Source organism: Pseudoalteromonas sp. Z9A4 (assembly GCF_011378845.1).
GTDB lineage: Bacteria > Pseudomonadota > Gammaproteobacteria > Enterobacterales > Alteromonadaceae > Pseudoalteromonas > Pseudoalteromonas arctica.
Map to the genome: position 1 here is coordinate 12,948 of NZ_WTLA01000013.1, position 26,648 is coordinate 39,595.

Genomic DNA, 26,648 nt, shown 5'->3' on the forward strand with positions numbered 1-26,648 from the left:
GTTGAATTTACAGCAGCCTGTTTGGTTTTTAGAGAAAGCAGAGTATATGTTGTTCTCCATAAACAAGCGCTGCTCTTAGTTCGTTTTAGGGGCGCCTTACTCTTTGCTGTCTAATATGGAAGTAGGTCTGTTGAATCGATATTAACAATTCAACAGACAGACCATTTCTGATAATTCCAACTACCTTTTCTAGAGTACTTTCATACCAACGTGACAATTTCTTTTATTGTCATACTAACCTCCCAATTTCGCTAAACTATAATATAGCCAACGAAGAGACGGTGCTTTATCCGGTAATACGTCCTTTGAACTTTTGCCCATGGTAATTCCCGCGTTATCTCATTAACACCACTTGTAAATCTCACTTTTTGTACCGTATTTTGCAGCTGTAATAACCTGATAGTAATGAAAGCTTTAATGATGGCAATTCGTAAAATATTATTACTGTGCTGTCATAGGTAGGTACTTAATATTTTTCTTAAGTATCTACCTATGATATGGATGTAAGCCATTAGAATAACGCTGGAGCAGTTATCGATCTCACTAGGTTACAAACTTCGCGCCGCGAGTGAATCACCCCTTGATAGAATAAATTTTAATTTTGAAAGATCATCAGGCCTTAAGTTACATCTTGTTTTGTGTAAATATTATTGATTATTTTTAATAAAATCTTTACTCGAAAACAGCATATGCCTATGATCGAATAAATTCAGCCGTGGAACTAAAGTAATGACTAGTATAACTACAAACTCAGTAACAACATTAACGATAACTCGCCCTGATGATTGGCACGTACATTTACGTGATGGCGACCAGTTAAAAGATACTGTACGCGATATTAGCAGATACATGGGCCGCGCTATTATTATGCCTAACCTTGTTCCACCGGCAACATGTACTGATACCGCTCTTTCTTATCGAGAACGCATTATGGCTGCAGGCCCTCAAAGTACTTTTGAGCCCTTGATGGTGCTTTATCTTACAGATAAAACAACACCGGATGAAATAATAAAAGCAAAAGCAACAGGTAAGATAGTAGCTGCAAAGCTATATCCAGCAGGCGCTACAACTAATTCTGATTCTGGTGTTACATCAGTAAAAAATATTTACTCGGTTTTAAAAGCAATGCAAGAAGTAGGTATGTTGCTGTTAGTACACGGAGAAGTGACAGATTCATCAATTGATATTTTTGACCGTGAAAAAGTATTTTTGGATACAATTTTAGGGGATGTGGTAAATGACTTTCCTGAACTTAAAATTGTACTAGAGCATATTACAACTAAAGATGCCGTAGAGTTTGTAGTTAATGCACCAAGTAATGTAGCAGCAACAATTACGGCCCATCATTTACTTTATAATCGTAATCATATGTTAGCGGGTGGAATTCGCCCACATTATTATTGTTTGCCAATCCTAAAGCGTAACATTCACCAGCAAGCACTAATGGCCGCAGCCATAAGTGGAAATAAAAAGTTTTTTCTGGGAACTGATTCTGCACCACATTATAAAGATAAAAAAGAAGCTGCTTGCGGTTGTGCTGGTGCATATACGGCTCATGCCGCTATTGAGTTATACGCTGAAGCATTCGAAGACGCAGCGGCTTTGGACATGCTTGAAGGATTTGCAAGCCACTTTGGTCCTGACTTTTATGAATTGCCGCGTAATGCCGATACAATAACATTACAAAGGAAATCATGGGACGTACCTGCAAGTTATACCCTAGGCGACTCTGAAGTTGTGCCTATAAAAGCAGAAGATACTATTGATTGGTCTGTTAAATAGTTAATACTCTATATTTAAACCAATGCCGCTTAATTTTTAAAGCGTTTTTTTTGTTTGTATTTTTGATGTTATTGAAGTGTTATTTGACAGTATTGCTGTTGTAGAGGGCTTTTATACGCGTTTATAGCAATATATATTACAATAACACTTTATAATTTTTGCTTGTAAATTAGTCAGTTAAAGGGATTTAAAAACAAAATCATATTTTTAATAAATAATTCCTAATTAATAGAGCGAAAAAAAATATAATGTGTTAATCTTACCTTGCTTTGAGTTTTATGTATTGAATTTACGGATATTGTGCTGCGTTTAAGGTTACCGGTTAGGTTATTACTTGTTCCTGTACTGTACCTCCATATTTTTGAGCATTGACTCAGGGAGGATATTGCCATAATAATATGGCTGAATTTTAATTATTGACTTACAGGAAAATTTAGTATGTCGGTTACTGGTAAAGTAAAGTTTTTCAACGAAGCTAAAGGCTTTGGTTTCATTGAACAAGAAAATGGTCCTGACGTGTTTGTACATTTCAGCGCAATCACTGGTTCTGGTTTTCGCACTCTTAGCGAAGGTCAAGCAGTGACATTCAGCATCAAACAAGGTCAAAAAGGCCCTGAAGCTGAGAACGTAGAAGCAGCATAATTTATTATGTGAACTCTAGTTCATCTTGGTGAAGCAGGTCTCTGTTTCACCATAATTCTTTTTTATATACATAATTAATAAACCCCTTCTTTTTAAATCCATAAATCCATAAATCCATAAATCCATAAATCCATAAATCCAAATTTTATATATTTTTAAATCTTCTATTTTAATACAAACCCCAAAATTCAACCAATCAAACCACTTTATATCGCATTTAAAACATACCTTGCAATTTATCCAACTGGTCTGATACTTATTTAAATAAATATGATACTAAATAACGATCTGTGTAGGTTTTAATGTAAGCCATGACGGTGTGATGAAGTTTATAAATGGGGAAGAGAACCTCTATAGACCTCTGATGGCCTATTATGGAAGCGTTAGGCTTAATTTATAGTTCATTATTATTAAAGTAGGGCAGCTTTTTTATTAACTTAGTTACTAAATAAATTCAAGTGTTAAATAGTATTAATGAATACCCTAAAGCGGTAAATATAACTCGTCTAATTATTCATATCTATTTAGCTATATTAGGCCTTGCTGAAAGAAACTTATTATTAAGATTATTATTACTATTTATGGGAAACACGTTTTATAAATGGCTTTAGACATTGCGTTCATAAAGTGAGGGGGGGGTATTAGAGATTATCCAGTGTTGTTTTTTTGTGCGACAAATGGTTTGTTTTTTCAGATGAAGTGTTATTGGAGAGATAAAATGTGCTGAAATCGTTTAAAAAATAACTTTTGTTATATCTATTTATATTTTTTTTAGTTTTTTTTAAGTAAAAATTCAGCTTTAGCTAAATGTTGCAATAATGTTGTTTTATGTCAGTGCAATGCGAATAAATACACCCCCTAAAAGGCTTTACTTGAAATATTAAGAACAAACTTGGTTGCAATAATGTTAACAGTTGTGTGCTAGTACTTTTGTTTAAGTATAACTTAGCGATTTATTTACTGGGATTAGTAAACATCAAGTTGACAGCGCTAATTGCATTTAGCATTATTGGAAGGTTGATATCTATTAAAAGATATCAGGGTTGTTCTCTTCGGAGGATAATTAAATTATAAAAGTAACATTACTTAATTGGTTGGGAACTATGTCTGTTAAAATCAGAAAGAGTCTTGTAGCAACTGCGTTGGTTGGCGCATTTGCATTTGCAAGCAGCAATGTGATTGCAGATCCTTTGAATGACGTGCAAAAAGCAGGTCAAGAAATTCAAAAGGCTGCGGTTAAGTCTCAAACTAAAATTGACAATGTATACGGTCAAACTCAGGAGTTAATCGCTGAGTACCGTAGCGTCGTTGATGAGACTGAACTTATGAAAGTGTATAACGATCACGTGTCGCGCTTGGTAGATAGCCAAAACGCTTCTATAGAATCGTTTGATCGTCAAATCGCAACGATTGATAGCACTAAACAAAACGTTGTGCCTCTGATGTATCGCATGATCGATACGCTTGAGCAATTCATCAAAGCGGACGTTCCATTTAATCTAGAAACACGTTTAGGACGTGTTGAAAGACTACGTGAAATCATGGTTTCTGCGTCTGTAACGACGTCTGAAAAATTCCGTCAAGTACTCGAAGCTTACACTATTGAAACAGCATACAGCTCACTTGTATCTGCTTCACAAGGTACACTAGAAGTTGATGGCAAAAGCATTAACGTTGATATCGGTCAGTTAGGTCGTATCACTTACGTTGCTCAGTCTTTTGACTTGAAACATGCTTGGGTGTGGGATAACAACACTAAACAGTGGAAAGAATTAGGTGAAGAATACCTAAAACCTGTTAAAGAAGTTATTCGTATGGCGCGTAAGCAAGCGACATTAGAACTTGTTAAACTACCTATCTTTGGCGCGGAGTAATCAATAATGAAGAAACTATTTAAAGGTTTTGCTGTTGCAGCAGTACTAACTGTTTCTGCAGGTACCGCGCTTAATGCACATGCAAATACTGGAGCTCTAGATAAAATACTTGAGCAAGTAAAGCAAGAGCGTATCTCTGAAGGTAAAATTAATAAGCAACGTGAGCAAGAGTTCTTATCAGAACGTGCTGACAAGCAATCTTTACTTAACAAAGCTAAAAGCGAACTTGCTTCAGAGAAGTCTCGTGGTGAAAGCTTAGCTAAGCAGTATGCACAAAATGAAAACACTTTAGCTGAAAAAGAAGCTGCTCTTCAAAGTGCTCAAGGTACTTTGGGTGAGATGTTCGGTGTTGTACGTCGTGCAGCTCAAGACGCTATTGGTTCTATCGAAGCATCACTAGTAAGTGCTGAGAAACCTGGCCGTGCAGAAATCTTACGTTCATTAGCTGCTGCTAAAGAACTTCCAACTGTTCGTGAACTTGAAGAACTTTGGATTTCACTTCAAACAGAAATGACTGAATCAGCTAAAGTTTCAACTTTTGAAACTGAAGTTGCTGGTCTTGACGGTAATCCGTCAATGAAGAAAGTAACGCGTATTGGTAACTTTAACTTAGTTACAGATGATGGTTACTTAATTTACTCACCAGAAACTAAGTCTATTCAGCCTCTAGGTAAACAACCAGATAGTTATATTTTAGACGGTATCGCTGATCTTGAAAATACATCATCAGATAACTACGCTGGTGTTTATATAGATCCGACTCGTGGTGCTATCTTACGTATCAACACTCAAAAAGCGACACTTATGGAATATTTCCATCAAGGTGGCGTAGTTGGTTATATCATTACAGCTTTACTAGCTTTAGGTATGCTAATTACTCTAATTCGTTTTGTTGACCTTACACTTACTACTAGTAAGATTAAGAGCCAGCTTAAAAATGTTGCTACACCGAATACAAATAACCCTCTGGGTCGTATTCTTAAAGTGTACCATGACAACAAGAACCAAGATGTTGAAAACCTTGAGCTTAAACTTGATGAAGCGATTCTACGTGAAACGCCGCGCATCGAAGCTGGTATCAATATAATCAAGATTCTTGCTGCAATCGCACCGTTACTGGGTCTATTAGGTACAGTAATCGGTATGATCTTAACGTTCCAAACAATCACATTGTTCGGTACGGGTGATCCGAAGATCATGGCAGGTAACATCTCTCTAGCACTTGTAACTACAGCGCTAGGTCTAATTGCTGCATTACCACTAATTCTACTTCATGCTCTTGTAGCTGGTCGTAGTAAGTCGGTATTACACATCCTTGATGAGCAAAGCGCGGGTATCGTTGCTACTCACGCGGAGAAGGAGAAAGCCTAATGCTAGTCCTGATGGAGATATGGGAATCTATCAGGGATTTTGTTGGCACAGGCGGCCAGGTTTTATACGTGGTCGCGATAGCACTCTTTCTGATGTGGGTTTTAATGATTGAGCGCTATTGGTTCCTACTTGCAGAATTTCCTCGCACAGCGAAAGAAATTGTAGCAAAGTGGGATGCCCGCCAAGACACTACGTCTTGGTACGCACACAGAATCCGTGAAGCATGGATTTCTGAAGCGTCTGAAAAATTAGATCAGCGTATGTTGTTGATTAAGACATTAGTAGCTGTTTGTCCTTTAATAGGCTTACTTGGTACTGTTACTGGTATGATCTCGGTTTTTGAAACCATGGCCAACCAGGGTACGGGTAATGCACGTTTAATGGCGTCAGGTATTTCAATGGCAACAATCCCAACAATGGCTGGAATGGTTGCGGCATTATCTGGAGTATTTTTTAGCTCACGTCTTGAGACAAAAGCTAAAATGGTGAAAGCCAAACTTATTGATAGTATGCCTCATCACTAGAGAGAGAATTAAATATGGCACGTAAACAACGTTTTCGTGAAGAAGAAGAAGCTGCGGTTGATATGACGCCAATGCTTGACATCGTATTTATCATGCTTATTTTCTTTATCGTAACTACATCGTTCGTTAAAGAGGCTGGTATCGAGGTCAATAAACCAAAAGCTGCCCAAGCTACTAAGCAAAAAAATGCTAACATTTTTATTGCTATTCGTAGTAACGGCGAGATCTGGGTTGATAAACAACAAATTGATGTTGAACGTATTTCAGCAAAAATCGAAAGTTTATTAGCAGAACAACCTACTGAAGTTGTGATTATACAAGCTGATAAAGAAGCTAAACACGGCACAGTGGTTAAAGTTATGGACCAGATTAAAGCGACGGGTGACAACCTTAGAATTTCAATAGCTGGAGATCAGTAATGATTCGTTTTCTGTTTTCACTGATTGCAGGTGGGGCAGTTACTTTCGGCTTGTTCTACTTCATGGCCTTCCTCATCTCTGGTGGGGCTGACCGTAATACGGAACAAAAAGAGCAGATCATAGTCGAAATAATGACGAATCCGCCTGAATCTAAGGTGCAGGAGAGGAAGCGTGTACCGCCTCCTCCACCACCACCGCCAAAGCAGCCGCCTAAGCCGCAGCCGCCACAGCCGGAAAATAATAATCCAAACCCTGGTGCTATGTCATTTAATATGGGTAGCATTGATGTTGGTAGTTCAGCTGGTGGACTAAGTGGTCCTGGTGCATTTGGACGAGATGGTGATGCGACACCTATCGTTCGTATAGAACCAAAATATCCAACGCAAGCAGCACGTGATGGTAAAGAAGGTTGGGTTCAACTTTCATTCACTATCGACGAGTTAGGTGGAGTAACTGACGTTGAAGTAATTGACGCAGACCCGAAACGTATCTTTGACCGTGAAGCTAAACGTGCACTGCGTAAGTGGAAGTACCGTCCTAAGATCATTGACGGAAAACCACAGAAACAACCAGGTTTACAAGTTCAATTAGACTTTAAACTTAACCAAGGCAACTAAGGAGGCGAGTAATGAGAAATTTTTCTAAAGTAACTGCTCTTGCGATTCTTATGTCTGTGACTGGTGCTACTTTAAGTGCATCTGTTTTAGCGGCGCCAGATTACGCAAAGATTGAAGAGCGTAAAAAAGCAAAAACTAAAATCATGGGCGAGCGTACTGGTAAAAAGGTAATTAAAGCATTTGACTTGTACAATGAAGAGAAAGTTGATGAAGCAATTGTTTTGCTTAGAGAGATCGATGCTTCGAATGACTTTGATAAAGCGACTGTAAATCGTTACTTAGGTAGCATGTACGCGCAAAAAGAAAAGTATGACGAAGCAATTAAATATTCTAAACAAGCAGTTGCCCCTGATATTTTAAACTTTGCTGATCAAGAACAAACTTTAAAGCTGTTAGGTGATTTATATGCTGGCACAGAAAAGTATCAAGAAGCCAAAAAAGCTTATGTTACTTGGATGGATTTTACCGGTGAAGAAGATCCTACGGTTTACACGCGTATTGCTCAAGCTAACTATCAGTTAGAGCAATTTCGTGATGTTTTTGAACCAGCAGATAAGGCAATAAAACTTCAAAAAGAACCTAATAAAGGTCCTTACCAACTAAAACTTGGTGCATACTTTGAACTTAAAGATTATGCAAACATGGTTAAAATTGGCGAAGAAATTGTTCGTGTATGGCCTGATGATAAAAAAGCTTGGGTTAGCTTAGGTAAGTATTACCTACAAACCGAGGATTATTCTAAAGGTTTAGCAACTATGGAAGTTGCATATAAGAATGGTTACTTTGAAAATGAAGTTGAATATAAAGTCTTATCTAACTTTTACTCTCTTAATGAGATCCCTTTTAAAGCAGCTGTAACGCTAGAAAAGGCCGTTAAGAGTGAAAAAGTAGAACGTACAAAGCAGAATGTTAGTGCGATTGCTAGTAACTACCATCGTTCTAAGGATCTAGAAAAAGCTGCTAAGTATTATGAAGAAGCTGCTAAATTTGATGAAGATGCTGAACTTTACCGTAAAGCTGGTTCATTACTTTTACAATCTGAAAAATTCAGTGCTGCTGTTGTTCGTTTGAACAAAGCATTAGAGCTTGGCTCTGACAAAAAAGGTACTATTTATTCAGATTTAGCTGAAGCGTATTACTATCAAGGTAAGTATAAGCAAGCATATGCTGCAATTACTAAAGCTATGGATGACCCTCGCACACGTAAGTTTGCAAAGGGTTGGTCTACATATATTAAAGATAAAGCCGCTCGCAACGGTGTTAAAATTTAATTTTAATTAGCTAAAGCAACTTATAAAAAGCCCCTCTGGGGCTTTTTTTATTGGAACTACTATGTATAAAAAGCTCTCTTTTTCATTACTACTGTGCTTATTTTTAGCTGCATGTTCAAAGCAGCCTCAACCTTATGAGTCATTTGAAGACGCACAAGTTGCTTTAAAAACTTTAAACATGGCACTTGTACTACAACCAGACGCTAAAAAAATCGATAGGATTACTAAAGAGCAATTGGTCTTTTCTGATGCGTATTTAGTTAAACGTCATACTATTTATCAGAACTTAATGGGTATGGAGCTTAATCTCAATCAAATTGCACAAGTAAACTACTTGGTTATTGCAGAGCGTTTTCCTGCGCGCTATTTTAGTTGGCCGGCTCAAGTAGACGTATTAAAAAACATGCTTGCTTTTGAGGGGTCAAAAAGTACGCCGGATAATATTATTACTTGGCTTAAGTTAACCCAAGATACGCTAGACAGTGCTAAACAAAGCAATTTAAAGCTGAATAAAATTGAGCTCACACTACTACAAAGCTATGTATTGAGTGCGATAGGTAGTAATGACGTTCAACCAGCGCTTAAGAGTCATATAAGAGCTTTTAGCGATTATTTAGCTAGTTACAAGCCTAGAGGTAGTGTTGGTCTGAGAGGCCTGCCAAATGGGTCACAGTGGTATCAGAGCAAACTTAATTACTTTAGCGGCGAAGTACATTCACCGCTAGAGTGGGTTACTCTTTTAAATGAAAATATAAAAGTATTAGATCGTGTTGCATTCGATAGTAAATTGTCTATTTCTCATAAAAAATCGTTTTTAGTGCAGTATCTATCGGATGAAAAATTAATTGAAGGGCTTGATTGGCAGGCTGATTATCAAGACTTACCTGCAATGGCGAGCAATACGAACATGTCTGATAAAGACAAAACATTGATGCTTGCAATGATGGAATCAGATATTGGCATTCATTACCATGCGTGGACTTTGCCACAGGCGAAGGTAAACCTTATGAAACGCTTAGAAATCACCCAAGAAGAGGCTCAATATTTAGTTGAAGATATAATACTCTACCCAGGGCAATCATTTAGCTTTATACAACAAATTATATAATGATTTGAAAGTGCGCTTATTGTGCGCACTTTGTACACCGTTGAGTTGCGGGGTCTAGTTCAAGTGATTTGGCTGGTATTTTTTCTTCACAGTCGCAGCAGTAGCCATATTGCCCAATTTCTATTTGGCTGACCGCCGCTTCTAATTTAGTCATGCGACTTATCAAAAACGCATACTCAGGACCTAGCTTCTCTGTTGCACAGTCTAACCATTCATTGTTTGCTGTATTATCTAAAACTTGTATTAAATGCTGATGTGTAGGGTAGGCTGATTTAGAAAGCATAGTTAATATATTTAATTTAATTTGTGCTATTTCATCGTTTAGTCTTTTTTGATGATGCATTATCAGTACAACCTTATTAAATTGGCTTCACGTTATACTGATATTATCTAGAGGCTTTAAGTTAGCCGTTATGATTTGAATCAAGTTGCGGTGCTTTGGCGTATTTATTTAATATGCTTGCCACATCTTCTTTACTTTTTAAACGCCTGATTTCATCAAATAAATCGATCGCTTGCGGGTATTGGCGTTTAAGGTAACCTAGCCATTGCTTTGTACGAGAAGCAAAGTACTTTTCATCTTTTGCAGGGTCTTGATGAATAGCAGAGTGAATTAAGTGATAAATAATATGCTCCCATTGAAGGCCATCATATTGTTCATTATTTACATGAGCTTTAATTTTTTTTGCTAAATCAGGGTGCGAAAGGGCACCACGACCAAGCATCAAATCAGTACATCCACTTCGTTTTTGGCAAAGCATTGCGTCCTCAACTTGCCAAATTTCACCATTGGCAACAACGGCAATATTTTTATCTTTTATTATTGGTGGAATTTTTTCCCAATAAGCTGGCGGGTTATAACCATCACGTTTGGTTCTGGCGTGTATAGCTACACTATTTGCGCCTGCGCTTACCACAGCATCAACAATTTCTTGGCTGTTACTGTCATCATCAAAGCCTAAGCGAATTTTTGCACTTACTTCATGTTTATCATCTACAGCATCTCGGACTGCTTTAATAATCGTATACATGTGGTCAGGATCTTTAAGCAGTACAGCACCCCCTCGACTACGATTAACGGTTTTTGCTGGGCAACCAAAGTTAAGGTCGACCCCATGAGATCCTAAAGCAATTGCTCTTACTGCATTTTCGGCTAACGGATTTGCTTCTTGGCCGAGTAATTGAACACGCACAGGAGTACCTGCTCGCGTAAATCCATTATTATGTAGCTCAGGGCAAAATCGATGAAAAACTTTATCAGGTAAGCATGTTTCAACCACTCTTACAAACTCGGTAACGCACAAATCGAACCCACCAATGTCTGTGAGTAATTGGCGCATTTTAAAATCAACGACACCTTCCATAGGTGCTAAAACAAGTTTCATAAAGTGATTAATTTTGATAAAAAACTGGACGCATAGTTTACCTGTAAATCACACATTGATAAATCTGTAATTACCAACCATATTTAATGTAGAAACCGCAAAAGTAAATATTATGAAAATAAATGAAAGTTTTTATTCTTGTACAGGTCTACTTAAGCATACAAGCAATTTAAAATACATTTTTATTGCTGAGATTTACAATACTTGATTAAAGAGAGTCACAAAATGAATACAGTTAAAAAAAATACAATCGCGTTAACTTTAGGTGCAGTAGTTGTTGGCTCTGCAAGCTTTGTATCTGCAGATGTACAAGCCAACCCATTTGAGTTTCAACAATTAGTGACAGGTTACCAACTAGACGCTAAAGAAGGTAAGTGTGGTGAAGGTAAATGTGGCGGCGATGCAAAAGATGCAAAAGCTAAAACAGAAGGTAAGTGCGGCGAAGGTAAATGTGGCGGCGATGCAAAAGATGCAAAAGCTAAAACAGAAGGCAAGTGTGGTGAAGGTAAATGTGGCGGCGATGCAAAAGATGCAAAAGCTAAAACAGAAGGCAAGTGTGGTGAAGGTAAATGTGGCGGCAACGCAAAAGATGCAAAAGCTAAAACAGAAGGCAAGTGTGGTGAAGGTAAATGTGGCGGCGATGCAAAAGATGCAAAAGCTAAAACAGAAGGGAAATGTGGTGAAGGTAAATGCGGCGGCGATGCTAAAAAAACTAAAAAAGAAGGTAAGTGCGGCGAAGGTAAATGTGGCGGTCGTTAATATCTTATTCTAAATAAGTTATGCTAAAAGGGCCTTAAGGCCCTTTTTTGATAAGTTAGAGGTAGTTATGACACAAATCCAGAGTACAGATTTCGGGATGGTGGGCCTTGGCCTACGACGAGAAATGCTTGATGAACTGCTTGAACACGTACCTAATCAAGTAGATTTTTTGGAAGTTGCACCAGAGAACTGGTTAAAACTAGGTGGACGCTTTAAAAAGCAATTTAGAACATTAACAGATGCAAATAATTTTGTGTGTCATGGATTATCACTGTCTATCGGTTCACCCGAACCACTGGATGTTGAATTTGTTAAATCTTTAAAAGTTTTTTTTGAAGAGCACAATATAAAAATTTTCAGTGAGCACTTAAGTTACTGTTCCGGTACAGGCCATATGTATGACTTAATGCCTATTCCGTTTACACAAGAAGCTATAGCACATGTTGTCCCTCGTATTAAACAAGTACAAGACATACTTGGGCAGCAAATTGCGATAGAAAATGTTTCTTACTATGGCGCTCCTGGACAGCAATTATCAGAGCTGGAATTTACAAATACCATTTTAGAGCAGGCAGACTGCAAGCTTTTACTGGATGTGAATAACATTTATGTGAATTCGATTAATCATGGCTATAACGCACAATCGTTTTTAACTGGGCTGCCTTCTAATCGTATTGCCTATGGGCACGTTGCAGGCCATTATAATGAGGCTGATGACTTAATAGTTGATACACATGGTGCTGATGTCATTGATCCTGTGTGGGAGCTACTGGATAAAGCATATGAAGTGCATGGCGTATTTCCAACCTTGCTTGAGCGCGATTTTAATATCCCTACCATGAATATTTTAACCAAAGAGTTAGATATAATTCATGAGCTACAAGCTAAACACATTACTTCAACGGTTTCAAAACAACGAGCTTAATATAAGCCTTTATAAATATTAAAAGAGTGCCTGGTTATGAGCTTTATTGAAATACAAAACGAATTTATGGCGCATATTCGCGAGCCTAAAAAAAATAAAAAGCCCAGCGGTATCGAAGACAGACGTATGGCCATTTATCGCGACCTATTTTTTAATAACATTGAAGGTTTTATATCATCAGGCTTTCCGGTATTAAAAACCTTATATACAGACAAGCAATGGCTGGTTCTTGTACGCCAGTTTTTTAGCGAATATGATTGTCATTCACCGTACTTTTTAGATATAGCAGGGGAGTTTATTAATTACTTATCAAGTGATTATAAAATGAAAAGATACGATCCCGTGTTTATGCTAGAACTTGCACACTATGAATGGGTAGAGCTAGATGTATCAATTGCACACGAAGATGAGCAAGAGCAAAAATTACAAACAACAGCGCTTACTAGTTCTGCTTTGTATTTATCGAAAACGGCAAGAAATTTAAGTTATCAATTTCCAGTTCAAAATATTAGCAATCGCTTTAAACCAAAAGAGCCATCACCTCAGCCTAATTATTTTGTTGTATATAGAGATGAAGATGATGACGTTCAATTTCTGGCTACGAATGCGATGACTGCTTTGTTGCTATCAACTATTGAGGCAAGTGATGGAGCGACATTTGACGACGTGTGCCAACAGGTATTCGCTCATGCACCACAGTTTAATGCAGATCAAATTGCTCAAGGCGCATTGGTTACCCTCAATGCAATGGTTGAACGCGGTGTAATTGTGACAAAAAATCAAGATTAAGGTCTTTATTGATGATTTTACATCGTCTATTATGGCAGCCTTATTTGTCGTGCTTAATAAAAGGTTGTACCAATGTCAGATGATAAAGACTTTAAAGATCCGTTCAACGCTACTTATTTTCTTGCTTTCTTAGCTGTATTTGCAGGGATTGGTTGTTTAAATGCAATATTAGGCTGGATCACTAGCTTAACTTAAAATGCATAGCGTTTATTAAGGCTGTTGCTTACTTCAGCCTTGAACCACTTTATTTTAATTACCCCCCATAGTTAATACTTCTTTTATAGTAACGCCAAACTCGCAATTAAAGGTTAGTTAAGGTTATAATCACCTGCTTTGTAATATAAACAATTGAGCAGTTAAAATTATGACTCAAGTAACACCAGCAATTATCAAAAACAGCATAACTACAATTGCTGATTATCCAAAGCCGGGCATCATGTTTCGCGATGTAACCACTTTAATGGCAAATCCAGAAGCCTTTAAAGCAACTATTGACGCGTTTATCGCAGAATATAAAGATCAGGGTTTTACTAAAATAATCGGCACAGAATCACGTGGCTTTATTTTTGGTGCGCCACTGTCTTACGCATTAGGCATTCCGTTTATTCCAGTTCGTAAACCAGGTAAGTTACCACGCGAAGTTATTCGTCAAGATTACTTACTTGAGTATGGTGAAGACACGCTAGAGCTGCATGTTGATGCAATTGTACCTGGCGATAAAGTATTATTAGTTGATGACTTATTAGCAACTGGCGGCACAATTGAAGCCACAGCTAAATTAGTTCATAAACTAGGTGGCGAAGCCACAGATGCTGCATTTGTTGTATCACTACCAGAACTTGGTGGCGAGCAGCGCATCAAAAAAATGGGTATTAAAATCCTAAAATTGGTTGAATTCGAAGGCGAGTAATCGATGAGTTATCAGGTTCTAGCGAGAAAATGGCGTCCTCAAACCTTTCATGAATTGGTTGGGCAGTCTCATGTTAAGCAAGCGCTTGTAAATGCGCTTACACAAAATAGACTGCATCACGCTTATTTATTCACTGGAACCCGCGGTGTAGGTAAAACGACTATTGCGCGTATTTTTGCTAAAAGCTTAAATTGCGACGAAGGTATATCTGCAAATCCGTGTGGCCAATGTAGCAGCTGTTTAGATATAGAAGCAGGGCGCTACATTGACTTACTCGAAATAGATGCGGCTTCTCGTACAAAAGTAGAAGACACCCGTGAAATACTCGATAACGTTCAATATGCACCAACACGTGGACGTTATAAAGTATACCTAATCGATGAAGTTCACATGCTTTCTAAGCACAGCTTTAATGCGCTTTTGAAAACGCTTGAAGAGCCACCAGAGCATGTGAAATTTTTATTGGCGACGACCGATCCTCAAAAACTACCAGTTACTATTTTATCTCGCTGTTTACAATTTAACTTAAATGCCTTGTCGCAAAGTGAGATTAAAACACAGCTTGAACACGTACTTACTCAAGAGCAGCTTAGCTTTGACACTGATGCACTTAGTATTATTTCAAAAGCCGCTGATGGCAGTATGCGTGATGCGCTTAGCTTAACCGACCAAGCTATTGCACAAACAAATGGTGATATTAATAATCAAGCAGTACAAACTATGCTTGGTTTAATGGATACTCATTATAGCCAAAGCTTGCTTGCAGCATTACTTGCACAAGATGGCGCTGCGCTAATGGATGAGATTGCGCAGGTGGCAAGTCGTAATCCTAATTATGTGGCATTGCTTGATGATTTAATTGCACTTACGCATTTGACTCAACTAACCCAGTTAGTGCCAGAAGCGGCAGGGCTAGATGAAAAAAATGTAGATTATATTGCTCATGTTGCACAACATACGAGCCCACAACAAATTCAAATTTATTATCAGTTACTGTTAAATGGTAAAAAAGATTTACAATGGGCACCAGAGCCTCGCTTAGGTTTTGAAATGATAATGCTAAGATTATTAGCATTTAAGCCTACAGACGCTCAACAAACTGTACACACAGTAAACGAAGAGCCGGCCCCAAATAAACAAGGCCGCGCAAATGCACTGCGAGATATATTAAATAAAAATAAAACATCGCAAAACACTGTAGCTAGCCAAAGTAGTGTCCCTGTAAATAATACTAAGCCAGTTAGTAATACAGAGCAGCCTAAATCCCTTGAGATAGAGCCTTTACCAAATGTTGCCGCTCAGACATCGAATAATGATGTCGTACAAAGTAATAATGAGCCAACCCAAGTTGCAGTAGAGCAACCGCTTCAAGAAAGTGAAAACGCTTTTGAACAACAGGCTTCAACTAATGATCAACCACAAACCAATGTTGTTTCGGATGCTCAAGCCCAGCGCCAAAGTGAAGATGAAGCTTACATGCAACATAGTGATGCTGAGCAAACGTTAGCTTCGCAGTTTGATGATATAATGAGTAGCGCTGTAGATCAGGGTTTTAAACCTGCACCTACTGCAAACTCAGAGTCTTCACCAGAGCCCTTAGCAAATCACAATGCAAGTACGCCAATAGCTGAACAAGAAGCGCAGGCGCAATCTGCCATTGCTCGTATTTTACGTGACAGAAACATATCGGGTGCGGGTAGGTTATCAGGCAAGAGTACAAGTACATCTGCAAATAATGTAGCAGTGCAGCCAAGCCAAGCGCCTGCTAAAAAGCCAGAACAGCATCCAAGAATGCCTAAAGCCCAAAGTGTTCATCAAGGTAGTGCAGATACAAGTGCAAGTGAGCTTAATAGCCCTTCAAGTACTGGGTCTGGCGATATCCCTCCTTGGGCAACTGATAGCGAAGGTGAGAGTGAAAAAAAGCATGAGCTCCCAGTAACAGGGGGCCAAACTCAGGCACATAATCACTCCAACATAAAGCCAACTAGTAAGATTGATTTTAAAGCAAAGCACCAAACAATTACTGAAAATCTTGCGCCAGAATTACTTGAGCAAATAAACCCTCAAAAAGCGCCTGAAATAGTGCCAGAGGAAGTAAGTATTCCTGCCCCTGATGATTTTCAAAGCCCAATTAGTGAAATTAGATTTGCACATCAACAAGATGAATGGGCTTATTTAATTAAACGTATGGGACTGGGTGGTCGTATGCGCCAATTTGCATTGCATTCAATATTTACCAAGCAAGGCAACAGTTTACATATAGACGTTGATGAATCACAAAAGCATTTAGATACACCGATGCTTCGCCAAAGATTAGATGCCGCATTGTCGAGTATTTATGAGCATAACGTGTCGTTAAGTATTAATTTTGCTAAGGGAGTTATTGACTCTCCTTATCTTATTCAGCAAAAAATTGATGCAGGTCGTCATCAACAAGCAATCGATGTGATCACATCTGATGAAAACATAGTACAATTTCAGCAAGTATTTAGCGCCGAAATTGACGAAAACAGTATTCAGGCATTGTAATTACTTACAATCGCCCTTATGTTCATGTTAATTAATGTATTAAAAGAAAGAGAGAAAGTTATGTTTAAAGGTGGAATGGGCAACATGATGAAGCAAGCGCAGCAAATGCAAGATCGCATGCAAAAAGCCCAAGACGAAATCGCAACATTAGAAGTTGTTGGCGAAGCCGGTGCCGGTTTAGTTAAAGTAACCATGCTTGGTAACCACAATGTACGTCGTGTTCAGCTTGATGAAAGCCTTATGGAAGACGACAAAGACATGATTGAAGACTTACTTGCAGCAGCATGTAACGATGCTGTACGCCGTGTTGCAGAAGAAACACAAGAGCGCATGGGTAAAGTAACTGGCGGTATGCAATTACCACCAGGTATGAAAATGCCGTTTTAAGTAAATAATGCAACTTTCAGATAGTTTAAATCAGCTTATAGAAGCACTGCGCTGTCAACCGGGCATTGGTCCAAAGTCAGCGCAACGTATTGCTTTTCACTTGCTTGAGCGCGACCGAAAGGGAGGCACTCAGCTGGGCAATGCATTGACTAAAGCAATGACAGCCATAGGGCATTGTCAGTCTTGTCGTACTTTTTGCGAACAAGCTCAGTGCGATATTTGTTTAAGTACAAAACGCCAAGACAGCGGCATATTATGTGTTGTTGAATCGCCTACTGATGTGCTTGCCATTGAGCAAACAGGTCAGTATTTAGGGCTATACTTTGTTTTAATGGGTCATTTATCGCCAATTGACGGTATCGGCCCTAAAGAAATTGGCTTAGACGTTTTAGAGCAAAAACTTGCTCAAGGCGGTATTAATGAGGTTATTTTAGCGACTAACCCTACCGTTGAAGGCGATACTACGGCTCATTATATTGCTCAGCTTTGTCATAAATATAAAGTAGGTGCTTCGCGTATTGCTCACGGTATTCCTGTGGGAGGCGAGCTTGATTTAGTAGATGGTAGAACGCTTATGCATGCTTTTAGCGGCAGGCGTTTAGTTACACAAGACTAACTCTAAGTCACTATTTGAAAAGATATTATAAAAGCCTACATGATTAAATTATGTAGGCTTTTTTGTTTTTAAGGTAAGCTTAGAAGCAATCTAATACCAATCCGCAATAATACTTAATCATTTTGCGGGGCTAAACGTGTCGCTACCTGCGTTAAAAAATTCTCATTTAGAACAACTAAATAGCGAGTTTTTTGCCTAGCTATCAACACGTTTTCCCGCCCTCAAAATAGATCATTTAATTAAACGAATTGGTATAATATATTTTTGGGCTATGTCTCTAATTAGTAAGGAATACAATGAAAGATAATCAACCCTACCAAGGTACATTACTGGGTAGTAAGCGTTTTTTACCGCTTTTTATTACGCAGTTTTTCTCAGCAATAAACGATAACGTGTATAAGCAATCAGTGCTTATTCTATTGATATTTCAGGCTGCAACGCTTGCTGATGGCGCACTTTATTCAAATATTGCTGCTGGGTTATTTATCCTACCTTTCTTTTTATTTTCAGGGATGGCGGGGCAGCTAGCTGAAAAAACAGAAAAATCCAAACTAATTAGAATCGTAAAACTATGTGAAATCCCTATTATGGTTGTAGGGGCTGTCTCGATTTTAACGCAGTATGTTTGGCTGATGTTAGCCACCGTATTTTTAATGGGCGTACAAAGTACGTTTTTTGGTCCATTAAAATACTCTATTTTACCACAGCACGTAGCCCCTAACGAATTAACAAAAGCGAATGGCTTGGTTGAATCAGGCACGTTTGTGGCGATACTAATAGGTACAATTTTTGGCACCTATTATATTACTCAATCAGTAGGCCCTACGCTTATAAGTATTGCCGTATTAGTACTGGCCGTTATGGGGTATGTGAGCAGTCGCTTTATACCCATTAGTGAGGCGAACGAGCCTAACTTAAAATTTACCTATAATATATTTTCATCCACGAAAAACGTATTTTCAGCACTTAATTCGCAAACAGAATCGGTTGGTAAATCAGTACTTGGGATCAGTTGGTTTTGGTTAATTGGCGCAATTGTTTTAACCTCCTTACCAAATTATGTAAAACACACAATGGGCGGCGATGAACTGGTTGTAACTAGCGCGCTTGTTGTGTTTTCACTAAGTATTGCTATTGGTTCGTTATTGTGTGAAAAGCTTTCTCGCTCTCGAATAGAATTAGGAATTGTGCCTTTTGGCGCCATTTTAATTACCGTGTTTTTATACTTACTGAGCCAAGAGAGCGCTATTAGCTCTTATTTACCTCAAAACCTTGAATTATTGACGCTTGATCAGTTATTAAAAACAGGCGACATGGTGTGGCATTTTGTATGGATGGCAGGCATTGGTATTGGCTCTGGTTTTTACACTGTACCGCTGTATGCGCTTATTCAACAGCGCACTGAAGAATCTAGTCGCTCACGAGTTATAGCCGCTAACAATGTCTTAAATGCGTTGTTTATGGTGGGCAGTGCTATTTTAAGCATTGTTACGTTGTCTATTTTAAAGTGGAGTATTTCAGAACTTCTGTTGTTACTTGCTGGTTTAAATCTACTTATCTCTATTTATATCTATACAAAAGTCCCTGAGTTCTTTTTACGTTTTGTTATTTATATTTTGGCTATTTGTATGTACAGAGTGCGCACAAAAGGGGAGAGTAATATTCCGGATGAAGGCGCTGCTGTTGTTGTGTGTAATCATGTCAGTTTTGTCGATTGGATGTTTATTTTAGCAACATCACCAAGACCAATCCGATTTATGGTATTTGCCCCTATTTATTATTCACCAGCACTGCATTGGTTATTTAAAATGGCTAAAGCTATTCCAATTGACAGTGAAAAAACCAACCCTAAAGCGTTTAAAAAAGCCTTTGACGAAGTTGCATCCGCGCTTGATAAAGGCGAGCTCGTTGGTATCTTCCCAGAAGGGAAGCTAACGAGTGATGGCTCAGTGGATATTTTTCGCCGTGGAATAGAACGTATTATTAAGCGCTCACCCGTACAAGTTATTCCGGTGCATTTAGGTGGGTTATGGGGGAGCATGTTTAGTCGAAAAGCTAAGTGGCAATTACCCCGATTAAAATGGTCTTTAGTGTCTGTTACCGTAGGTGAAGCTATTGCCGCTGACAAAGTAACTGCTGATGATTTGCGCGAGCAAGTTTTGGCTTTAAAAGCGCTTCATTCTAAAGGTATTGATTAACTTAATGATTAACACAACACCTGAGTCTAACTTGATAGATCATATTATTATTGACGACTTTGTAGCGCCTAAATGCGATGGGTTTATTGACATATTATATCAAGATGATGATATTTTGCTTATTAATAAACCCAGTGGGCTATTGAGTTTATCGGGCAAAAACCCGCTTAACTGGGACTCAGTACATTATCGTTTAGTGCATGGTCAAAAGGGATTAACAGCCGCTTTTCCTGAAGCGAAGTTACCGCACCGATTGGATTTGGGTACGTCTGGCATTATGATTGTTGGGCTAAACGGTGCAGCGTCAAAGCACCTTAATAAACAATTTCAGGCACGCATAATTCATAAGCGTTATGTAGCGATGCTAGAGGGAAGCTTGGCTGTTGATGAGGGGCAAATTACTGCACCAATAGCGAAAGACAAGCTGCTTTTTCCGCGTGTTAAAATTTGCCAAACTACGGGTAAAGCTGCAGTGACTGAATACAAAGTGCTTGAGAGATTCAAACAACCATACAGAACCCTAGTACAATTTACACCCGTGACTGGGCGCACTCATCAATTAAGAATACACAGCCAGTTTATAGGTCATCCTATTTTAGGCTGTGATTTGTATAAAAGCGCGCAAAGCGAACACATGGCAGAGCGCTTGCAGCTGCATGCGAGCGACTTACATTTTGAACATCCAACCAGCGAAAAACGCATTCATGGTCAATGTCCTTGTCCGTTTTAATTATCTAATGTAATAATCGTTAAACGATTATTACATTAATACCAAGGCGTTTAAGCCCCTCTAAATAATTGTTTGGTATATTGCTGTCGGTAACCACGGTGGTGACTGCTGCCGGTTCAAGAATTTTATGTAGGCAAACATGTTCGAACTTAGATGAATCAGTAACAATTATTATTTCAGACGCGATTTTACACATCACTCTATTCAACACTGCTTCAGCTTCAAAGTATGTGGTAATACCGCGTTCCATATGAAAACCATCAACGCCTAAAAATAGTTTATCAACATGTAAATCTTCTAAGCACTTTTCAGCTGAGCTGCCAAAAAAAGACATGTTTTTACGTCTTAATGTACCGCCAAGTAACATAACGTCTATTTCGTCATACACCGACAGCTTATTCACTACATTTAAACCATTAGTAATAATAGTCAAATCTTCTTTATCTTTTAAGTGCGCCGCAATTTGAATGGTGGTCGATCCCGAATCTAAAATGATTGAATCACCAGAGTTAATTAATTGGGCTGCGGCTTTACCAATACTGAGTTTTTCTTCAGCATGGAGTGTTTGCTTTCGGTCTATGGCGAGTTCGGTTTCAATTACATTTGTTTCTTTCAGCATTGCCCCCCCGTATGAACGAGTTGCAATACCTTGCTGTTCTAAAAAACGCAGGTCTTTTCTTATTGTAACAGTTGATACGTCATACTTTACGGCGAGGTGAGGAACTTGTACGCTGCCTATTTCCTTTAACATTCGACTAATTTGCTCACGTCTTTGGCTAGTGTCGCGCATAATTTCCCTTTTATAAAAAGTTTCAAACTTAAATAATGAAGCCTGATTATATATGAAATGAAACATTTTACCAATAAAGCCTTTCGGTTTTATAAATAATTAGAAAAATAATATGCGCTATAAATTAAAGTATAGCGTGATGATTCGCCTACCTATCTTTTCAAGTGTATCAGTAAGAGGGAGAAACTTATTTAATGTAAAAGCCACTCGAGATGTGAGTGGCTTGGTATCAAAAAGAAGTCATAAAGAGTATCGTTTTATTTAACAATTACTTGTTTAAACCCTTCGTTTAAAACTCTGAAACGAGCTTGTCGACAACGGCCTCAAGATAATCTTTTTGTGCAGTATTAAACCCCATATGTTTAACCCTTATGTTCCCATCCTTGCCTATTAGATAGGCTGTTGGCATAGCTATAATTTCGTAATCAGTGCCCACTGTACTGTTATAGCCAGCTACAACAGGGTATGAAACAGGGTGTTGAGTTAAAAACGCATTAGCAGCCTCAGACTCTTGCTCTAAGTTTATTGCAATTACCTCAAAGCCTTTGTCTGTATACTCTTCTCGCAGCGCATTTAAAAAAGGAAATGAGCGGCGACATGGTACGCACCATGACGCCCAAAAATCAACATACACTACTTTGCCTTTATAATCGGATAGGGTGATCGTGTGTTCATCGTTTAATAACGGTAAAGAAAATGCTGGTGCAGTATCTTTTACCGCTAACGGCTGAGCTATACAAAAAGAGCACCCTATATACAACAATAAATAGATAATTGACTTCATTAATTAATCGCCTTTGTTGGCGTCAACTCTAATAATAAGTAACCTTTAAATTGAGTATTTAACTTAGCGTTAGTACCTGAGGTTGTGCCTAAAATTTTATTATTCACATAGTCTTTTATTTGATACTCGCCTTGTTCTAACCCTCTTAGTTCCACTTCGCCATCCCAGCTATCGGCATAAAATGCGTAATACATATTAGCGCCTTTTTGTATTGCATGGGTTTCTGGGAGGTCAAAACCAATATCGTATAACTCCCCTAAATAGATACCTTTAGGCAGCATTTTTTCTTTGTATATATCAATCCATTTTTTCCATGTTTGTTCTGTTTCTTTATCTAAGGCAAATTCAGCGGCAATACCCGTTGAGTTAGGCATGGTAAATTTTGTACCAACAATGCCTCCAATGCCAACTGATGAAGCAAAGTCATTGGCATTATCACTAAGCTCAACATGATCTCCATAATAAGGTGATGATTCGCCCATTAAACCTTTTAGCGTTTTTCCCTTGTGGCGTATTTGCCAAGACGATAACGGATCTGAGCTAACAGTTTGATTCATAAAAGGCAAGTTATGGAAAGCGTAAGATGTGCCGCAAGGACAAATTTCAATCACCGCATCGGGTTTTACTTCTTTTGCTGTTTTAAATATTTCTTCCCAATACTCGGCTAACTTTTCTACAGACTCTTCTGGGTATGCATGATTGTGTGCAGGGTTATAACAAGGCGCAACGCCGTTGAGGTGTTGTCCGTCAATCTTAAGCCCTTCATATCCCCATTCCCCCAGCATTTTGCGAACAAGTGCTTTACTGTGCTCAATTGTGTCTTTGTAGGCAGGGCAAAGGTAAAAACTATTCCACCATGTTACGTCTTGAACAGCTCCATTTTCATCAAGTAATAACATGTCGGTGTGTTCGTGTAATAAGTCGGTGCCAGGATCTACCGCTAAAGGAGCCCACCATAATTTTGCTTTTAGCCCTGCTTCGTTTATTTTAGATACAAAGGCTTTCATATCTTCATCGCCATTAGGGAACTTTTTACGGTCTAAGTACCAATCACCTTCAGCTGTCTGCCAGCCATCATCGAGAACAGCCCATTCTAAACCCATTTTTTTAGCGGTTTCTAATGTACCAAGTACTTCATTTACGTCAAAGTTACGGTCGTAACCCCACGCACACCAAATTGGCTCGTATGCTGAGTCGGGTACATCAGCCATTTTTAACCCTTTATCAGCCATTACTTTGCGGTAGCTTTTAAGTGTGGCGTAATAATCGTTATTATGGACGTTAACAAAGGTTTGAATGGTATTAAGTGTTTCACCTTTTTTGAGTTCATTTCCTTTCTCAAGCTCAACGTGAATTGTTGCACCGTTATCTGTTTTTGTATAATTAAGTGGTAATGAAACTAATTTAGGCGATGTTTCGGTATGACCGACGGCAATACCTATATCTTTTCGCCATAAATCGACTATTGCAGTGCCGCCGCCGTAATCTGATGAGTTCATACCCATGTAATTTTTCTGGCTATAACCAGGTGTGATTGGGGTTATCCAATCTCTTCGATCTTCATAAGAAGCGCCCTGATAAGACCAGTAGGCGGGCTGCTCGGTTTGAACCGTTTTATTGTCTGAAAGTGTGTAGTCGTTATTAACCCATTTAACAATTTTAATATTAGCGTCAGTTGTATTCGTGTAACTCACATTAAAAAATGCCATAGTCGGGTAGCGTTTATATACACTCACAACAGTTTTTTTAAGCAGTCCTTGTGATGATATACCGCTTAGCTCTACTTGGGTGCCGTAGCCTAATTCGTTTTCTATTGGCTGCACTTTTTTTTCAATAAAGTTAAAGTCGCTAATCACGTTTTTATCAAGTGTCACCACATATTCACTAGGCTTAATGTCGCCTAACGCTATTTGGTTTCCGTTTACATTCCCGACAATATGACTATGCAGTAAATTATTAAATTCTAAAGAAAGAGCATCTGTTTTTACGGTGTAAACTATATCATTGTTGATAGTTGAGTTAATTGCTTGTTTAGAGCAGCTTACAAGTGAAAAAGTGCTAATGGCGCAAATGAGTAAGTTAGAGGTGTAATTTTTTTTCATTATTTAACCTTTAAAATAATATATGTTGAAAGTGCAAAGCTAACGATTAGTTTGCACTTATATTGAAAAAACGAACGGCGTTGTTAGCATACAAATTATCAACAACGCTTTTTGGTAATGCCAAACCCACGATATCGCCATCCACTTCAGGCACACTTAATGACTTATCTGTATTTAGATACAGCCAGTCTTCAGTCCATTTTTTATGAGCTTCTTTTTTAAGCTGCATATCAGTAGCGTCAGGAGCGTGAGTTAAATCAGTCGCATATAAAATACGAGTTTGATATTTAATAAAAAATTCACGTACTTTCTGTTTATCGAGTTTTGATTGATACTGAATTTGCCCCATTCTTGCTGCCAAATCGACAACTGCATTTGGGTAGGTATCTAAAAATAAGGCTATTTCATCAACGCTCCACTCTAAACTTGCTAAGTGTGCTCCCATAAAATGCATATTAGGGTGCTTATTAAGCATATTGTTACGAACTTGCATTTGTTGCTCATAGCTTGGCATTTCAGGGTGTAAATACATATGGTATTGCGGATGAGCTGCAAAATATTGTTTATCATTATTTACCGTCATTTTACTCACAGGTAACCAGCAATTTTTAGGCTCGCCTTGATGACCAATCAATGGAATGTTTTTATTGGTTAAATGGTTAAAAATAGGATCGAAAAGAGGATCGTCAATCATTACCAAATTTTGCTTTTGGTTTTTAAAATCCATCCCTATGTTTTTCCATACTTTTACTGCTTTAGCGCCTTTATTTATTGCCAAATCAATGCGTTTAATTACATTGTTTTTCCATTGGGGTGTGTCTGCACCTTGCATTGAAAACGTGGTAACGAAATAAAAATTAAGCGGGTATTTTTTCGAAAGTAACTGCGCAATACTCGCTTGTTTATCAATACTAGGAAAGTCGGGGTAGTCGACGTTTATTGATAGTAACTTTATGTTGTCTTTTTGCGCTTGCTCAATAAAAGCCGCAGACGTGTTATTGGCATGTACATGAGCGTCAATTTTATTTACTGAGTAGTAATCGCTCATTGTGTAGTGTGCGTTGTTAGCTTTATCACTTACGCCTGAGCAACCGGTTAGAGAAAATGCGAAAATAGAAATAGCGCCAATGTGTTTTTTCATAATAGCCTCTCAAAAATTAGTTACTTGATTTGTTATCTTCAGGTTCTATAGCCAATAATATTGCTGCGATAATGGCGAGTATGATGCCTAAAATCTTAAATTCATTCGGGATAATTCCAATAAAAAGAATACTTAATATTGAAGAGATTAAAGGGGCACCTGCGTTTGTTAAAGGCGACACTACCATTGCTTTACCATAACGAAATGCATAAACCAGGCATAAAGCACCAATAGAATTTAGGATTTGAATACCTGCAATTGATGGGATTGTACTAAAATCAAAGTCTTTTAATGATTGTGTATCAGTCATAAAGTAAGCAACAGGAATTAATAGAAGCCCTGTAATTGTCATGTAAAAAAAGATGCTTTCGGCGTTCATGTGGTTATTAGAGAACTTCATAAAAAAAGCTTGTAGCCCCCATGCAGCCATCACTGAAATAGCGAGTAAGAACCATACTAAATTGTGTGTACTTGATTCATCGCCTTGTGAGTATTCAAATAATGGCAGTGTTATTAGCGCTAAACAAATACCAATAGTGCCTAGCTTGCCAGTACGTTCTTTGAGTAATAAAAAAGACAAAACGATAGTGATGAGTGGCGACAATGAAACAATGGGGAAAATAAGGTAAGCAGGGCCGGTATCTACAGCATGGAACAACAGCATTTGACCACCAGAGCCAAGAAACCCAATTGTACACCCCAGTAAAATTGAGTATTTATCAGTTGCTAATTTCCAGCCGACTAATTTAAGCGCAATAACACAAGGTATGACCATCGTCACAGCCCAAATAGAATAAATAATTGTTGAAGGAGTACTGCTTGCGAGCATTGCGGTCAATGCACCCCATAATCCCCACATAACGGTAACAGCGACCGCGAAAAGTAACCAAGGTTTTTGCATTTTATATATCTCTTATTATATTGGTGATATCTTTTTATCGTATTTATATGATGTGAAGTTATATGTAAACGTTGTTATCGAATGCCTATATATT

General features: G+C 38.3%; 26 protein-coding genes. 19 read left to right on the plus strand and 7 right to left on the minus strand.

Features of this window, described 5'->3' with window-relative positions:
- Positions 1-729 precede the first annotated feature (729 nt).
- The 9 genes from pyrC to GQR54_RS11050 all read left to right on the plus strand — a co-directional run bounded on the left by pyrC (position 730) and on the right by GQR54_RS11050 (position 9,608).
- The gene (gene pyrC / locus GQR54_RS11010; RefSeq protein WP_166377644.1) at positions 730-1,782 is read left to right on the plus strand and encodes a dihydroorotase; all 1,053 of its coding nucleotides are present in this window, start codon (positions 730-732) and stop codon (positions 1,780-1,782) included.
- 438 nt (positions 1,783-2,220) lie between these two features.
- Positions 2,221-2,424: a cold-shock protein gene (locus tag GQR54_RS11015; protein ID WP_002961702.1), complete on the plus strand. Its 204-nt coding sequence runs from the start codon at positions 2,221-2,223 to the stop codon at positions 2,422-2,424.
- A 1,103-nt stretch (positions 2,425-3,527) separates the two neighbouring features.
- A complete protein-coding gene (locus GQR54_RS11020; protein WP_166377645.1) occupies positions 3,528-4,298 on the plus strand; it encodes a DUF3450 domain-containing protein in 771 nt (256 codons plus the stop codon).
- A 6-nt stretch (positions 4,299-4,304) separates the two neighbouring features.
- Positions 4,305-5,669, plus strand: a complete 1,365-nt coding sequence (locus GQR54_RS11025; RefSeq protein ID WP_166377646.1) for a MotA/TolQ/ExbB proton channel family protein — start codon at positions 4,305-4,307, stop codon at positions 5,667-5,669.
- Positions 5,669-6,193: a MotA/TolQ/ExbB proton channel family protein gene (locus GQR54_RS11030; RefSeq protein ID WP_002961709.1), complete on the plus strand. Its 525-nt coding sequence runs from the start codon at positions 5,669-5,671 to the stop codon at positions 6,191-6,193. Before GQR54_RS11025 ends, GQR54_RS11030 begins: the two co-directional genes overlap by 1 nt.
- A gap of 14 nt (positions 6,194-6,207) precedes the next feature.
- Positions 6,208-6,612, plus strand: a complete 405-nt coding sequence (locus GQR54_RS11035) for a biopolymer transporter ExbD (protein WP_007583867.1) — start codon at positions 6,208-6,210, stop codon at positions 6,610-6,612.
- Positions 6,612-7,229, plus strand: coding sequence for an energy transducer TonB (locus tag GQR54_RS11040; protein ID WP_007583869.1), 618 nt, complete (start codon positions 6,612-6,614; stop codon positions 7,227-7,229). Before GQR54_RS11035 ends, GQR54_RS11040 begins: the two co-directional genes overlap by 1 nt.
- Positions 7,230-7,240: 11 nt before the next feature.
- Complete coding sequence (locus GQR54_RS11045; protein WP_166377647.1) at positions 7,241-8,500, plus strand: tetratricopeptide repeat protein; 1,260 nt, start codon at positions 7,241-7,243, stop codon at positions 8,498-8,500.
- Between the two features lie 61 nt (positions 8,501-8,561).
- On the plus strand, positions 8,562-9,608 hold the full coding sequence (locus GQR54_RS11050; protein WP_166377648.1) for a hypothetical protein: 1,047 nt from the start codon (positions 8,562-8,564) through the stop codon (positions 9,606-9,608).
- 16 nt (positions 9,609-9,624) lie between these two features.
- Here GQR54_RS11050 and GQR54_RS11055 read toward each other — a convergent pair whose 3' ends face one another.
- Together GQR54_RS11055 and GQR54_RS11060 are read right to left on the minus strand one after the other, a co-directional pair.
- On the minus strand, positions 9,625-9,951 hold the full coding sequence (locus tag GQR54_RS11055; protein WP_166377649.1) for a TraR/DksA C4-type zinc finger protein: 327 nt from the start codon (positions 9,949-9,951) through the stop codon (positions 9,625-9,627).
- Between the two features lie 61 nt (positions 9,952-10,012).
- Positions 10,013-10,993, minus strand: coding sequence for a tRNA-dihydrouridine synthase (locus GQR54_RS11060; RefSeq protein ID WP_166377650.1), 981 nt, complete (start codon positions 10,991-10,993; stop codon positions 10,013-10,015).
- 225 nt (positions 10,994-11,218) lie between these two features.
- Between GQR54_RS11060 and GQR54_RS11065 the strand changes: the two genes are divergently transcribed.
- The 10 genes from GQR54_RS11065 (at position 11,219) to GQR54_RS11105 (ending at position 20,836) form a co-directional block, all read left to right on the plus strand.
- A complete protein-coding gene (locus tag GQR54_RS11065) occupies positions 11,219-11,752 on the plus strand; it encodes a hypothetical protein (RefSeq protein WP_166377651.1) in 534 nt (177 codons plus the stop codon).
- 67 nt (positions 11,753-11,819) lie between these two features.
- Positions 11,820-12,677, plus strand: coding sequence for a DUF692 domain-containing protein (locus tag GQR54_RS11070; RefSeq protein WP_166377652.1), 858 nt, complete (start codon positions 11,820-11,822; stop codon positions 12,675-12,677).
- 36 nt (positions 12,678-12,713) lie between these two features.
- Positions 12,714-13,466, plus strand: a complete 753-nt coding sequence (locus tag GQR54_RS11075) for a putative DNA-binding domain-containing protein (RefSeq protein ID WP_166377653.1) — start codon at positions 12,714-12,716, stop codon at positions 13,464-13,466.
- Between the two features lie 72 nt (positions 13,467-13,538).
- Positions 13,539-13,661, plus strand: coding sequence for a hypothetical protein (locus GQR54_RS19725; RefSeq protein ID WP_002962301.1), 123 nt, complete (start codon positions 13,539-13,541; stop codon positions 13,659-13,661).
- A gap of 169 nt (positions 13,662-13,830) precedes the next feature.
- Positions 13,831-14,376, plus strand: coding sequence for an adenine phosphoribosyltransferase (gene apt, locus GQR54_RS11080; protein ID WP_007584093.1), 546 nt, complete (start codon positions 13,831-13,833; stop codon positions 14,374-14,376).
- A gap of 3 nt (positions 14,377-14,379) precedes the next feature.
- Positions 14,380-16,905 carry a DNA polymerase III subunit gamma/tau gene (gene dnaX, locus GQR54_RS11085; RefSeq protein WP_166377654.1) on the plus strand — a complete coding sequence of 842 codons (2,526 nt, stop codon included), beginning with the start codon at positions 14,380-14,382 and terminating at the stop codon, positions 16,903-16,905.
- Between the two features lie 60 nt (positions 16,906-16,965).
- Entirely contained in the window at positions 16,966-17,292 is a 327-nt protein-coding gene (locus GQR54_RS11090) for a YbaB/EbfC family nucleoid-associated protein (RefSeq protein WP_002962306.1), read from the plus strand.
- Between the two features lie 7 nt (positions 17,293-17,299).
- Complete coding sequence (recR, locus tag GQR54_RS11095; protein WP_008165968.1) at positions 17,300-17,908, plus strand: recombination mediator RecR; 609 nt, start codon at positions 17,300-17,302, stop codon at positions 17,906-17,908.
- 296 nt (positions 17,909-18,204) lie between these two features.
- Positions 18,205-20,106, plus strand: coding sequence for an MFS transporter (locus tag GQR54_RS11100; RefSeq protein ID WP_166377655.1), 1,902 nt, complete (start codon positions 18,205-18,207; stop codon positions 20,104-20,106).
- 4 nt (positions 20,107-20,110) lie between these two features.
- Positions 20,111-20,836 carry an RluA family pseudouridine synthase gene (locus tag GQR54_RS11105; protein WP_166110715.1) on the plus strand — a complete coding sequence of 242 codons (726 nt, stop codon included), beginning with the start codon at positions 20,111-20,113 and terminating at the stop codon, positions 20,834-20,836.
- Between the two features lie 19 nt (positions 20,837-20,855).
- Here GQR54_RS11105 and agaR read toward each other — a convergent pair whose 3' ends face one another.
- From agaR to GQR54_RS11130, 5 genes are all read right to left on the minus strand, one after another.
- Positions 20,856-21,626, minus strand: coding sequence for a transcriptional repressor AgaR (gene agaR, locus GQR54_RS11110; protein WP_166110718.1), 771 nt, complete (start codon positions 21,624-21,626; stop codon positions 20,856-20,858).
- A 289-nt stretch (positions 21,627-21,915) separates the two neighbouring features.
- The gene (locus GQR54_RS11115; RefSeq protein WP_166110721.1) at positions 21,916-22,410 is read right to left on the minus strand and encodes a TlpA disulfide reductase family protein; all 495 of its coding nucleotides are present in this window, start codon (positions 22,408-22,410) and stop codon (positions 21,916-21,918) included.
- The gene (locus tag GQR54_RS11120; protein ID WP_166110724.1) at positions 22,410-24,512 is read right to left on the minus strand and encodes a glycoside hydrolase family 36 protein; all 2,103 of its coding nucleotides are present in this window, start codon (positions 24,510-24,512) and stop codon (positions 22,410-22,412) included. The genes GQR54_RS11115 and GQR54_RS11120 overlap by 1 nt, the downstream gene beginning before the upstream one ends.
- A 46-nt stretch (positions 24,513-24,558) precedes the next feature.
- Positions 24,559-25,653 carry an amidohydrolase family protein gene (locus GQR54_RS11125; RefSeq protein ID WP_166110727.1) on the minus strand — a complete coding sequence of 365 codons (1,095 nt, stop codon included), beginning with the start codon at positions 25,651-25,653 and terminating at the stop codon, positions 24,559-24,561.
- Positions 25,654-25,669: 16 nt separating this feature from the next.
- The gene (locus GQR54_RS11130) at positions 25,670-26,554 is read right to left on the minus strand and encodes a DMT family transporter (protein ID WP_166377656.1); all 885 of its coding nucleotides are present in this window, start codon (positions 26,552-26,554) and stop codon (positions 25,670-25,672) included.
- Positions 26,555-26,648: the final 94 nt, after the last annotated feature.